At 50.1% G+C, this 13638-nt stretch carries 9 protein-coding genes and 1 tRNA gene; 5 read left to right on the top strand and 5 right to left on the bottom strand.

All coding sequences use genetic code 11. The features are described 5' to 3' along the window. Nucleotides 1-438 precede the first annotated feature (438 nt). Entirely contained in the window at nt 439-1101 is a 663-nt protein-coding gene (locus tag ACESLU_RS06055; protein WP_372636569.1) for a WbqC family protein, read from the top strand. A gap of 281 nt (nt 1102-1382) precedes the next feature. Next, entirely contained in the window at nt 1383-2531 is a 1149-nt protein-coding gene (locus ACESLU_RS06050) for an aminotransferase class V-fold PLP-dependent enzyme (protein ID WP_372636566.1), read from the top strand. 278 nt (nt 2532-2809) lie between these two features. On the opposite strand, the gene ACESLU_RS06045 is transcribed toward ACESLU_RS06050, so the two are convergent. Continuing rightward, entirely contained in the window at nt 2810-5311 is a 2502-nt protein-coding gene (locus ACESLU_RS06045) for a zinc-dependent metalloprotease (RefSeq protein WP_372636563.1), read from the bottom strand. Between the two features lie 276 nt (nt 5312-5587). Here ACESLU_RS06045 and ACESLU_RS06040 point away from each other — a divergent pair, with 276 nt between their 5' ends. Continuing rightward, a complete protein-coding gene (locus tag ACESLU_RS06040) occupies nt 5588-6196 on the top strand; it encodes a class I SAM-dependent methyltransferase (protein ID WP_372636560.1) in 609 nt (202 codons plus the stop codon). A 105-nt stretch (nt 6197-6301) separates the two neighbouring features. Here the strand turns inward: ACESLU_RS06040 and ACESLU_RS06035 are convergent, their stop codons facing one another. Continuing rightward, on the bottom strand, nt 6302-6619 hold the full coding sequence (locus tag ACESLU_RS06035) for a phage holin family protein (protein WP_372636558.1): 318 nt from the start codon (nt 6617-6619) through the stop codon (nt 6302-6304). A gap of 192 nt (nt 6620-6811) precedes the next feature. Then, a complete protein-coding gene (gene glmS, locus ACESLU_RS06030) occupies nt 6812-8650 on the bottom strand; it encodes a glutamine--fructose-6-phosphate transaminase (isomerizing) (protein WP_372636555.1) in 1839 nt (612 codons plus the stop codon). A 132-nt stretch (nt 8651-8782) separates the two neighbouring features. On the opposite strand from glmS, the gene ACESLU_RS06025 reads away from it, so the two are divergent. Next, a complete protein-coding gene (locus ACESLU_RS06025; RefSeq protein ID WP_372636552.1) occupies nt 8783-9988 on the top strand; it encodes a putative sugar nucleotidyl transferase in 1206 nt (401 codons plus the stop codon). A gap of 285 nt (nt 9989-10273) precedes the next feature. Here the strand turns inward: ACESLU_RS06025 and ACESLU_RS06020 are convergent, their stop codons facing one another. Beyond that, the gene (locus ACESLU_RS06020) at nt 10274-11758 is read right to left on the bottom strand and encodes a DASS family sodium-coupled anion symporter (protein ID WP_372636549.1); all 1485 of its coding nucleotides are present in this window, start codon (nt 11756-11758) and stop codon (nt 10274-10276) included. A 376-nt stretch (nt 11759-12134) separates the two neighbouring features. Beyond that, nucleotides 12135-12383 carry a DUF6364 family protein gene (locus ACESLU_RS06015; RefSeq protein ID WP_372636546.1) on the bottom strand — a complete coding sequence of 83 codons (249 nt, stop codon included), beginning with the start codon at nt 12381-12383 and terminating at the stop codon, nt 12135-12137. 355 nt (nt 12384-12738) lie between these two features. On the opposite strand from ACESLU_RS06015, the gene ACESLU_RS06010 reads away from it, so the two are divergent. Then, nucleotides 12739-12822: transfer RNA gene (locus ACESLU_RS06010), tRNA-Leu, on the top strand. The last annotated feature ends 816 nt before the right edge of the window (nt 12823-13638 follow it).

Genomic DNA, 13638 nt, shown 5'->3' with positions numbered 1-13638 from the left:
TTTTTGAACATTTTACCACCCAGCAGCCCCTGCTTGTGACCGCATCCCCGGAGGATCTGTCCGCCTTTGCCAACTATGAAAACAAGCAGCTGGTGCGGTACAGGAACCGGCTGCTTTGGAGGGTTAGCAGTAGATTATAGATAGTAGAAAGGTAGAAAGGTCTTGCCCTAAAGTAAGTTTACAGATTATTGTCTAACGATCCGGCCCGATGGAGCTGCAACGGGACCGGGCTCTTTTCTTTCGGGGTTTCAAAATTTTTTATTTTATTAAGTGTCGCTTGAAGAACGTGAAAGTGGCTTATAGCTTCCCAAAAACGGTAATTTCATGCCTTTATAATACCGCCTCGCGACACTATTATTGAATACCAGGCAAAATGCCGTAGGGGAGATAGCGTTTACCGCGATCTATGCGACTAATCTTTTAAATAGCTGTTCGAAATTGAATTTAGCCCTGCTTTTACCCCAGTTTGCTCCCAACCTGTATGATCTGTCAGTCATGCTCCGAGCCGATCGCCTGATCCTGCAGGATGTCGAACAATGGTCGCGCAAAAGCCGGGTACACCGGGCCAGAATCCGCGTGCCAAACGGTACACAGTGGATCAACATCCCGGTCCGCACCGAAGACCGGAAAAAAGCCATAAAGGAAGTCCGCATAGACCATTCCGAGGACTGGGTGACGCCCCTGCTGCGCAGCATCGAGTATAACTACCGCAACAGCATCTATTACGACTTTTACGAGCCGGAAATCAAAGCCGATTTCCTATCGTCCACCGACTATACCTTTTTGATCGATTTTGTACTTTATATCCAGCGGCGGCTCTTTCACTTTATGGACCTGCCCATCCGCTATGAGCTTGCCAGCGAGGTGGACGAATACACCTCTGATCCCGACCTGCTGGCCGAGCGGCTCGGAGCGCAGGCGCTGTACCAGGAACACGACAGCCGTCACTACCAGCGGCAGGGCCGCATGAAAACCGATCCCGATTTTTCTCATCCCCGCTATCACCAGCATTTCGAGGGATTTGAACCCTGGTGCTGCCTGCTGGACGTACTGTTCCAGTTCGGACCGGAAAGTTTCCGTATCACAGACCGGTTACAATGATGAGAGGAGCGGCAAAAAACTTCCTTAAGAAACCGTTACAAAACCGTTGTTTTGTCCATCTCTGCATTTGCACGATTTCAACATCCTCATATCGTCTATATATACCCTGGTTATACCCTTGGGTTTTGAAATCGCCCAGGCTTTGGTATTTCCCGATTCTTCGGGACTGGTTTTTCAAAACCCTCTATACGTAAAAAAAGTTAGGGATTGAAGGTTTCACGCATAAGGTTTAACCTTAACAAAGGTGAACCTTTTTAACGTGAATCCTTCAACGGGAAAAAATGGACTGTCAGAAAAAACACTTTTCGCTGCCTGAAAATCATCATTACCTCAATTGCGCCTACATGTCCCCCCTGTTGAAATCTGTCGAAGAAGCCGGTACACAAGGCATCAAAATCAAACGCAGGCCGTGGAAAATCACCCCGGATCATTTCTTTGAGGACAGCAGCCGGCTCCGCGACCTTTTTGCCCAGCTAATCAACGCCGGCAGCGCCCGGGACATTGCCATACTGCCGGCAACTTCCTACGGCCTGTCCACGGTCGCCAAAAACATGGACCCCTCAAGAGGCAGGACCATCATCATAGCCGGCCAGCAGTTTCCCAGCAACGTCTATGCCTGGAAACGATTTTGCAGGACCCATAACTGCCGGATTAAAGCAATCAAGGCGCCAACCGGGTTCAAAGACAGGGGAGAACGGTGGAATGAGCGGATTCTTGAGGCTATCGATACCGACACCCTGCTGGTGGCCCTGGGACATGTACACTGGACCGACGGCACCCTTTTTAAGCTGCGGGATATAGGCGAACAGGCGCGCATAGCCGGGGCGTACTTCGTCGTCGACGGTACGCAATCGGTCGGGGCCCTGCCTTTTGACGTGCAGGATATCAAGCCCGATGCCCTGATCTGCTCGGGCTATAAATGGTTGATGGGTCCCTATTCCATCGCCCTGGGCTATTTCAGCAAGCGCTTTGCGGATGGTCTGCCCCTGGAAGAGGGATGGATCACGCGAAAGGACAGCGAGAACTTTTCAGGCCTGGTACAATACACCGACGAGTATCAGTCCGGTGCCGTACGATTTGATGTCGGCGAACGAAGTAATTTTATACTGGTGCCAATGATGATCGCAGCGCTGCAGCAGCTCATCCGGTGGGAACCGCAAGGCATACAGGACTATTGCAGGGAGTTAACGGCCGACATAGTGCAGGAACTGCCTCACCTGGGGTACCGAATCGAACAGCCGGCATGGCGGGGAGATCATTTATTCGGCATCCGGCTGCCCAAGCATCTGAATCCCGCCGAACTGGAGCAGGACCTCAGCCGGAGCAACATCCATGTTTCGCTTCGCGGGTCAGCTCTTCGCATCTCCCCGAATGTCTATAACAGCGAACAGGATATGAACGCTCTGCTCGAGGTTCTCTCTCAGCGATAATGGGGGGCAAGGCAATGAGGAATACATTGAGCTTGGCTGCGTCTCCCGCGGTGTATGCTTTTCTCCCTTCATAAAGCTTGGGTGGTTCATGCTTCAGCCGGTTCGACGCAGAACCATCAGTATATCCTTATCCTGAAACAGGAAAAGTATTTCACTGCCGTTATCACATCTGCATTTAGCCCGTATCCGTTTTTAAATGTGGTTAACCAATTAAGTAATGGATTGGGGTCCTCTACTCCATAGTACCTCGCAGAGGTATGGTACAATCCGGGTTTGCCCTAATCATTCGGTTCCAGGATATGCTCTATCCGGCTTTGTGCATCCGAAAGATGCGCTCGTGTGGCACGATCGTTTACCTGATTCCGGGACTGGCGGACATCAGCCAGCAGCAGTTCAAGCTGATTGCGGACGATGGGACGAATATCCGACTGGCTGACATCTACGTCGGTCCAGCCGTAGTATTCTTTCATTTCCCCGGGTATGTCGGAAAGCTCTTCGGTCATCAGGTATTCCATGCGTTCGATATAGGCGCGCTGTAAATTGCGGCGGTGGACATCAATGGCCGTGCTGCGATCAAGCTCGCTCCAGATACTTTCGCGCAGATCATCCATCATTTCAAAAGCGTCGTAGGGTTCGCCGGCGCTTCGGACTTCCATCTCGACCAACCGGGCAATGCGCTGCGGGTTGGTAAGGTCGTTCAGTACCCCCGCCTGCGCGCTGCGCATGTTCTCTACCACCGTAGATTGATTGATCCGGCCCAGTATTTCTTCATTGAGCATCCATTCGGGCGTAACGAAAGCGTGCTCTGCCAGAAAGTCGACGGCCCGCTTCTGGGTATCCCGGGATACGAACTCATACACCGCTCCCTCCTGGTTATAGGTTTTCGGATTTTCGTAAACACCCCCCACATTTTTGGTTACGTGTCCCATATAGCGGCTCCACTGAGTCAACACATTGTCATAAAGCTCCTCCAGCTCTTCAAAGTCTGCCCCCTCGCGCTCCGTCCACTCCAGCAGGTTACTGGTAATTCGCTCCAGGTTGGCCAGCCCCAAACGGCTCGCTTTCATGGCATCATTGCCGAGATCTTCATTCTGGGAGCGGGGATCGATTTTACCGACTGTTTGACGGCCGTAAAAATAAACCGGGTCGCCCGATCGCTCGCGGGTCCACTCATTAAGCTGCGCCTCCCGCTCCTGGTCACTCATCGATTCCGGGAACCAGCTGTACCCCCATTTGATCGACCACTTGTCGTATTCGCCGATGGCGGGATGAAACTGTTCAACGCCGTCCCCGGGCTGCGCGATATAGTTAAATCGCGCATAATCCATGATCGAAGGCGCTGTCCCGTGCGTTGCCGTAAAGGAAGGCGACCGCAGCGAGTCGACCGGGAAGGCATGACTCGATCCCCAGTTGTGGGGAAGCCCCAGGGTATGTCCCACTTCATGCGAGGAAACAAACCGGATGAGCTCACCCATTACCTCATCCTCAAACTGTATGGAGCGCGCTTCTGGATTGGCGGCGGCCGTCTGCACGAAATACCAGTTGCGCAACAGGTTCATCACATTATGATACCACAGAATATCGCTCTCCAGGATCTGTCCAGTCCTCGGATCATGCACATGGGGTCCCATCGCGTTGGAAATATCATTGGCGATATATCGAATAACCGAATAGCGTACGTCTTCCGGCGTGAATTCCGGGTCTTCCTCTTCGGAAGGCGGATCTCTGGCAATAATGGCATTCTTAAAGCCCGCCGCCTTGAACGCTTCCTGCCAGTCTTCCACGCCCTGCTTGATATAGGATCGCCATCTCTCGGGGGTCGCCGGATCGATATAATAGACAATGGGCTCGACCGGCTCGACGAGCTCGCCATCCAGATAGGCTTCCTTGTCCTCGGGCACCAGGTCATAACGCGTAATAAATTGCTTTTTATCCGCTTTGTGGCGCTCTCCGCCATATTGCGTCTGGTCAATCGAATAATATCCCACCCGCTTGTCGACAGACCGTTTCTCCATTTGGGATTCGGGCAAAAGGATCATCGATTGATTCATCTCCAGGGAAATCGTACCGGTGGAGGCATCATCCGGGGGATTATTGGAGTCGTAGGTAAGGATATGGCGGTTCTCCACATTCTTCGGGTAGGCTCGAATGCTGTCCACAAAGCTCCGGCTCTTATCAAGCCGGCGAACCTGAAACTCTTTGCGCTGTTCCTTGCTTAGGCCGCTGATCAGGGGGACGTCCGAGGTGTAAAAGTCCGTAACCTCGATAACGCTCGTTCCCGATGCGGAATCCTCGCCGAGGGCTTCAATGTCAAAGCTGTGGACCACCGGCTCGTAATTATTGTTCCGAACCGATGTGTAGATCGGATTATTTTCATCCGCAATATTCTCATACGATACGTGCCGCAATAGAATCTTGCTATCCTTTTTTTGCCAGCGTACGACCTGCTGCGATCGCGCCTTCATGCCCGCCCCGCCGAAGCTCAGGTCATTTTGCGTCCCCGCTATGCGGCTGACCAGCAATATCTCCCGGTTCAACAGCGAATCGGGTATTTCGTAGTAGTACTTATCTTCAACTTTATGAACGGTGAAGAGGCCTTCGTCACTTTTGGCCTCGGCTGTAATGACGTTATCGTACGGTTTATGCTCGCTATCATCGGTTTCAGCCGTAACAACAGGCTCTTCTGCTGATGGTTGAAGGGACGCACAACCGGCAAATAGGAGCATGACGGTCAAAAGCACGGCCGCTCCTTTTAGACGTTTCCAAACGGGGTAATTCATATCAGACGATCGTATATCTTGGGTTATTTTTAACTGCTGAAAGGTTAAGTTTGTAACGCAATGATTCAAGAGCAGGCTCTGATATAGATGTAAAAAAATATAATTTGGAGTTTGTTATGCCGTTATTTAAAATAAGCAGTTCCGCTTTAGCTGCATTCAAGGTACCCATTTGATTCGGGCATCACGATTCGGGCATCATATTAAAAGTAAGAATTAGCCAAATTGCGTCAGCTTTATTACCTTTAATTACTTATGGCGAAATCCACTGTCAAACCGTTGAAACATCTATTTTATTTTTTCAAGGACTTGAAACAAACCGGGGCTATAGCTCCCAGTTCCAAATTCTTAGCCAAGGATCTGGTGACCAAGCTGAAAAAAGAAGTGGTATGCGATACGTGCCGTCCTCTCAAGATTCTGGAATTAGGTCCTGGTACCGGCCCGTTGACCAGGGAAATAGTTAAATATTTGCGTCCCCAGGATATGATGGATATTGTGGAGATCCACAAAAAGTTTTATCAGATCGTCAAAAACCGGTACCGCCAGCCCAACCTTCAGGTTCATCATGCCGACATTCTACAATTTCAGCCCGACTATAAATATGATTTCATTTTTTCTAGTCTTCCGTACGAAAATATGCCGGAAGAAATCAGCCAGGAGATCTGGAAAAAAAAGCTGAACCTCTGTTCTTCGGACGCCTGTATCAGCTACTTTAAATATGTGAAGTTTCGAAACTTTAAAAATGATTTCGAGGAAGAGATCGTAAATAAATACGGCCAGAATAAAAAGATTGTTCTCCGCAACCTCCCCCCCGCCAAAGTCTACACCCTCGAAATCAATGATAACGGCGAAAGAATCCCCCTGGCAGAGAATACAAACGTGGCTTAATTAAAGAGCGGTTTTTCAAAGCCCTTTCATACTTTTTGTATACACAGTGGTTTCGAATGGCCCGAACCTTGAATTCGATCCAAACTCCTGGCTACTCAACGTTCTCTAAAAGAAGATTACATTCAGCAGGGAGAGCAGGATACTGAAGACCACTGCCCACCAGAAATTTTCGATTTCCAGTCCATCCACCACCGCCGCTATCAACATAACCATAAGGGCGTTGATAACCAGCAAAAACAATCCGAGGGTGAGGATCGTAATGGGCAGGGTCAGAAATATGACAACCGGTTTGACAATGGCGTTCACCAACGCCAGCAGGATGGCCGACCAGAGCGCAGTCCAATAGTTTTTGACGTGGATTCCCTTTAATAGATAGCCAATCGCCAGGACGGCAAGACTGTTAACAAGTATTTTCGTAATCATGGGTATTGGATTTATTCCTGTTCGAATAAGTATACGGACGAAGCCGGTATATGTTTTGATAAACTTATTCCCTTATTCCCGGCTTAAAAATGCCGCCTCTCCCCGTTATCCACAAAGTTTTCCACAATCAACCTTTATCCTGTGGATATATGTGGATAAACAGCATGAAAAGCTTTCCTCCCGCAAAGAAGACTATTCGACCGTCACGCTTTTAGCCAGGTTCCGAGGTTGGTCGACGTCACAGCCACGATTGACCGCAATATAATACGACAGCAACTGCAGCGGGATAGCAGTCAGCAGGGGCGAAAGACAGTCTTCGGTTTCCGGGATGGGACAATTGAATTCCGCCAGGTCGATCACCTCGCTGTTATCTTCGCCGGTAATGGCGATAATACGTCCCCCGCGAGCCTTCACTTCTTCAATATTGCTGATCATCTTGTCATTCGTATGGTCTGTCGCGGCAATGACGACCACCGGCATCATTTTATCGATCAGTGCGATGGGGCCGTGTTTCATCTCCGCCGCCGGGTATCCTTCGGCATGGATATAGGAAATCTCCTTTAGCTTCAGGGCTCCCTCCAGGGCCACCGGAAAGTTATAGGTCCGCCCCAGGTACAGGAAGTTGGGAGCATACGTAAACAGCTCCGCCATATTTTTTATCGATTCGCTATGGTCGAGTATCTTTTCAATCTTTTTCGGTATACCGTTGAGCTCCCGGATCAGGCGCGCAGCATACTCCCCGTCAATCATATTTCTCTTTTGTCCCAGCAAAATAGCCATCATCGTCAGTACCGCCACCTGTGTGGTAAACGCCTTGGTAGACGCCACCCCGATTTCAGGTCCCGCATGCGTGTACACGCCGGCGTCGGTATCCCGGGCAATGGTTGAACCAACGACATTGCAGATCCCCAGGGCGAGGGCCCCGCGTTCTTTGGCCGTACGCAGAGCGGCCAGCGTATCAGCGGTTTCGCCACTTTGCGAGATGACCAGCATCACGTCATCCTCAGAGATAAGCGGCTCCCGGTAGCGAAATTCAGAGGCGTATTCCACCTCTACAGGGAGCTTGGCCAGGTGCTCAAAAAGGTACTCCCCCACCAATCCCGAATGCCAGCTGGTGCCGCATGCCGCTATGATCAGCCGTTCCGCCCCCTCCAGCCGATCCATAATGTCCGTGAGTCCCCCGAGCTGCACCGAACTGTTTTCTACGTTCAGGCGTCCCCGCAGGCAGTCGGCCACGGCACTCGGCTGCTCGAAAATCTCCTTCAGCATAAAGTGCGGGTAGCCCCCCTTCTCTATTTCATCAAGGCTCATCGCCAGCTCATGCACTTTCTTCGTGAGCGACACATCTTCAATGGTTTTGACCTCATATCCCTCCTTGGTGACGATAGCCATCTCCCCGTCGTCCAGGTAGACGACCTTGTTCGTATGTCCCACTATCGGGGAGGCATCCGACGCGATAAACATTTCCCCGTCGCCAATGCCCAGCAGCAGCGGGGATCCTTTGCGGGCCACGATAATGCGATCGGGTTCGTCAATATGAAGGATAGCCAGTCCATAGGTGCCGACCACCTGCTTCAGGGCCAGGCGAACCGCCTTCTCGAAACTGACGGCCTCGCCATCTTCATAGACCTCCTCGATCAGCTGGGCAATAACTTCGGTATCCGTATCCGTATGGAACGTACGTCCCTTGTTCTTAAGCTCTTTCTTAAGAGAATTATAGTTTTCAATAATGCCGTTGTGGACGAGCGCGATATTTCCGGACTGGCTTACATGCGGGTGTGAATTGATATCGTTGGGCGCCCCGTGGGTGGCCCATCGCGTATGCCCGATCCCGGTATCCCCTTCCGACGGATCAGCCTCCAGTTTATTTCTAAGCGTCTCGACTTTGCCTTTTCCCTTCTTGATATCCAGCCGACCATTCATCAGCGCAATACCGGCCGAATCATAACCGCGGTATTCCAGCCGTTCAAGTCCCTTCACAATAATTTCGCTGGCTTGTCTATTCCCTATATATCCTACAATTCCACACATAAAAACGATCTAAAATTCGTGATGATTATTTATTATACTATCTCTCTGTCTCAACTAAATGAGATGTCAATTTATCATTATAACAGGGATTTTAAAATAATAGAATAAAAATTTTTTAAGGGGGACCCACAGATGAATTTATGTTTTTATGAGGATGAAAAACTTACCGACTTTCATCCCCTCACGCTCAGCCGCCCGATAGATGACCTGCGCATCGGCATTTTTACGATCAGGCAAAAATGGCTATACTCGCTGCAAGCGGACTCGTTTGCCCGGATTGTCCGCCCCGATCTCCGGGGCGTTTTCGAGTCCGGCGACCTGGCCGGGGAAGAGGATTGTCTCTGGATTAATGCCCGGTACCTCCCCTCCGAGGCCCTGGTACGGGAAGTGCGAGCCCTGGACACGGGCACCTGCCTCCAGGTTAACTCAACCGTCATAGCTGCGCGGGTGGACGCTCAGACGTCACAAAAATGGATTGAAAACGGGAGTCCCGCTTTCAACACCCTGCTGGTCGTAGAGTCGCAGCCCTTCCCCTGCCTCCGCTTTTTGTGGGATTTCATCCGGCTTAATGGCCGGGAGATTGTACGCGATTTCCAGTTCGTACGTTCCGCGAATGACGGTGCCGCGAGCATTTCAGAGCGGGTTGCCTTTGAACGCAGAGAGCAAATTACCATAGAAAAGGGAGCCACCATCGAAGCCGGGTGCGTACTCGACGCCCGGAAAGGTCCCATCTATATCGGGGAAGAAGCCACCCTTATGGCCGGCGCCCTTCTTCGCGGCCCCATTGCCGTATGCGAAGGAGCTACCGTCAAGGCCGGCGCCAAAATTTACGGAGACACGACCGTCGGGCCGGTCTGCAAGGTGGGGGGCGAAGTCGACAGCACGATTTTCCACTCCTACTCCAATAAAGCTCATCACGGGTATATCGGTCACTCTGTAGTGGGACAGTGGTGCAATTTCGGGGCGGGAACTACCGTCTCCAATTTAAAGACCAACTACAGCAATGTGCGGGTCCACCACTGGGAGAATGGTGAGGAACAGGACACCGGGCTGCAGTTTGTGGGTATGATCATGGGCGATCACTCCAAAACGGCGATCAATGCGGTGATTAATTCCGGTACCGTGACCGGCGTCTGCTGTAATATCCTCTCCCGCGATTTTCCACCCAAATATATTCGTTCGTTCAGCTGGGTCGGATCCAATGTCATCCAGCCCTACAAGATCGACAAGGCGCTCGATGCCATGGGGTTCATGATGGCGCGGCGGGAGATCGAGCTGTCCGAAGACTACAAAGAGATGATGCGATATCTTTTTAAGGAGAGCCGTCAGGCCGGTTAAAGGACCTCAGTAGTGAATTTTAACTGCTATCAAACGGTCAACTTTCAGGTAAGCTTACATACAGGAGAATCCCCTGCCCTGTTTTCCACAGCATGCTCAGGCGGTCACCGAAAACCTTCAAAGACGGCTCGCAAGAGTCGGGTTTTCCGCGGCGTGCTCCGGGATCCGAAATTCGCAGTCCGGGGTCCGGAATACGGGATTCGAGGGTCCGAGGTCCGGGGCCAGGGCCTGGTGTCCGGGACTTTGGGCCTGGGCCTGGAGCTCATGGCTGCAAAGCAGCAGCGCTTATGAGGCCCACGGGGGCAGGACGCCCGGTTCAATTCCAAAAACAAGATTGATCAGGGAGAAAGCGCCGGCCGTCAGCAGCACGATAAATATCAGGTTCAGCCAGAGTCCGGCGTTGGACATCTCCGGAATCGTAATTTTACCACTGCCATAGACAATAGCGTTCGGGGGCGTAGCCACCGGCAGCATGAAGGCGCAGCTGGCCCCCAGGGCGGCGGGCACCGCCAAAAGCAGGGGATTCTCCCCCAGTCCGATAGCCACGGAGGCCAGGATAGGCAGAAAAGCAGCGGTCGTAGCGGTATTGCTGGTCATTTCGGTCAGGAAGATAATCAGCGTAATAACCGCGCCTATCAACAAGACAATGGGCCAGCCGCCCAATACTCCCACACCCTGGCCGATCCATTCGGCCAGGCCGGTGTCACTGATGGCCGAAGCCAGGCTCAGTCCCCCTCCGAACAGGATCAGCACGCCCCACGGGAGCTCTTCGGCGTCGGACCAGGACAGAAGGAACTGCTTCTTTTTGATATCCACCGGGATAATGAACAGCGAGACCGCCGCCCCGATCGCAATGCCCGCATCCGACAATCCCGGCAGCATGCCGGTCAGCAGCGGACGAATGATCCACATCAGTGCGGTGATGCCGAAGACCAGGGCCACCTTTTTCTCAGCGCCGCTTATCCTGCCCAGCCCGGTCAGCTGGTTTTGAATAAGCTTTTTACCCCCCGGCAGCTCCTGGAGATGTATCGGGTATACAATTTTGGTCAGCACCCAATAAAGAATGGGCAGCGATACCAGCATAAGCGGCACCCCCAGCATCATCCACTGGGCGAACCCGATCTCTACGCCGTAGTTTTCACTCATAAAGCCCGCCAGCAGGGCGTTGGGTGGCGTCCCTATGATGGTGCCCATGCCCCCGATGTTGCAGGCGTAAGCGATGCTCAGCAGCAGGACGATTTCAAAATTCAGCTTCCCTTCCGCTATCTCGTCGCGTCGATCCTCGACAAGCTGTAAGATGGAGAGCGCTATGGGCAGCATCATCAGGGCGGTAGCCGTATTGCTGACCCACATGCTCAAAAAGGCGGAGGCTAAAATGAAACCCATGACGATGGAGGAGGGATTGACGCCCACGTAGCTGACAATATTAAGGGCAATTCTCCGGTGCAGGTCCCACCGCTGCATCGCCACCGCAATAATGAATCCACCCATAAAAAGGAATATCAGGGGATTCGCATAGGGAGTCGTCGCATCGCTGATAGGCACGATATTCAGCAGGGGCAGCAACACCACAGGCAAAAGTGCGGTAACGGCGATAGGCAGCGCTTCGGTGATCCACCAGACCGCCATAATCGAAGCAACGGCCGCGGTCCGCCACCCCTCTTGGGAGAGTCCCTCCGGGACTGGCAAGTAAAGCAGAACAACGAAAACTACTATTCCAGCGAAAAAACCCAACCGCGTTCTAAGCCAAGACGATGTTTCCTTCACCATATGTATGTTTTAAAAACTCATAGTTATTGTTAGAGTCTCATTGTCAAACCGTTGTTTTACCCCATGGCTACATTTTCATTTCCGCGATTTTAAAATCGTCATGTATAGCCTGTATATACAATGTACACTGCGGTTTTAAAATATGATCGGGCTTTGGTATTGAGCAAAACCCCTGGTTGTGCAAAGCCCGCTGTTCTTCAAAATCGGCCGTATCAGACCTGTCCTGTGAACGTGGTTATTCCTAATACATCTATCGCATGCAGAAATTCAGAAGGATTATACACAGGGAGCGTGTTTTCAGTAACGTCTTTTTGATTTCTGGAAATAATTGCTTCTACATTAACTTAACATGGCCGACTGATAGAACACACCATCTTCATGTTAGACATTGATTTTCCAACTGTTTTTTATAGTCTTCTTCTCCCCTATTTTTGTTCTTTAAAATGCCGACCAGAGAAGCAGTAACAGGAGGTAGCTCTTGGATAACAGAAGAGAACTCTTCAGTTTCAATAAGAGCAAAATAATCAGCCACCATTTGAGGCACCGACGCACCTTTTCGTTTTGCATGTCTTTTGGCTCGCTTAATCAGCGAATCATCTAACCGGAATGTTAATTTTCGTTTCATAACAAGGCATATTATTTTTAGTGTAAAAAACGTCACACTGACGAAAAGAAGCAAGAAAAATTATGCTTATTAATTATGCTTATTAAAAGGACTCTCAAATAACCTATTGTTCCTCTTGATTTTTATCCGCCCTAAATTCCCAGGACCTTCCCCGCTTTCATGGCCGGCGGGAAAGCGCAAGGCGGAGATAATAGCGCGGCCAGTCGCTACAGAAGCGCAGGGCTGCATGACTATGCGCGGGAGGCGCCGGGGGAGCTCACAGCAGCACCCGGAATAATTTCAGAAATTAAGTTGAATTTTCTCCCCAAAGCTCCCTATATTTCAATTCCTCAAAAAGGGCTGTGTTGTATTTCATGCCCAAGTGGCGGAATTGGTAGACGCGCATGCTTCAGGAGCATGTGGCCGTATGGCCGTGGAGGTTCGAGTCCTCTCTTGGGTACTATAAGACATGCTATTATAGCCGTAACCTGTTGGTATAAAACGTATTAACGAGTTACGGCTTTTCTTTTGGTAGAACAAATCTACAAAAAGCCCGATTTCTCCTCTCTCACTTGAATTAATCATTCCCACAAACCTAATCCTTCAATTATATTATTCTTGTGCGAATAGTTGTTTTACCAAATACTAATTTATAGCAATCATAGTATTTGTCACCGGCTCCCAACTCCCTGCTATCTCGTTAAGTAAAAAATATTTGTTCACCGAATAGGTCACTCATCTTCATAATATTGAGGTCACCAAGAGCTCAGCCTGCCCCCTCTGAATGCTCCTCAACTATTATTAATAACTTATCTATATATAAAAAATCTCATTGATATTTAATCAATGATTAATCAGAATTTTTACTAATCAATGTTACCCATCTGGAGAATGTCTATTTACCCACTTAATATCCTACAAATTTATTATTGAACCAATTTGATTGTAAAATTATATGTACCCGGAGAGTCCCAAACATCAGGGCTTTATAATACAATAGCTTTCAATATGTTTTTGTCTAAAAAATATAGTGCTGGGTGCTGAAAGTGATAACTAATTTTCCGTTCATAAAGATCAAATAAGCTTAAAACTTCCTTGGAGTCTGATATTTACAAAAAGGACGTCCTCGCTTAGATTAGAGTAATTTCACTATTAACCAACCTGAAAATGTGCAGTACTGCTGACTCTATCAAGATAGCCTTTACTCTATTTGGATGGATTTTAGTTTTAAATATTCGCCAATCAAAATGGAGGCAGGGAAAAATACTTCTTCCTC

Source organism: Fodinibius sp., from assembly GCF_041642155.1.
GTDB lineage: Bacteria > Bacteroidota > Rhodothermia > Balneolales > Balneolaceae > Fodinibius.
This window is presented reverse-complemented; position numbering and strand designations above follow the sequence as displayed.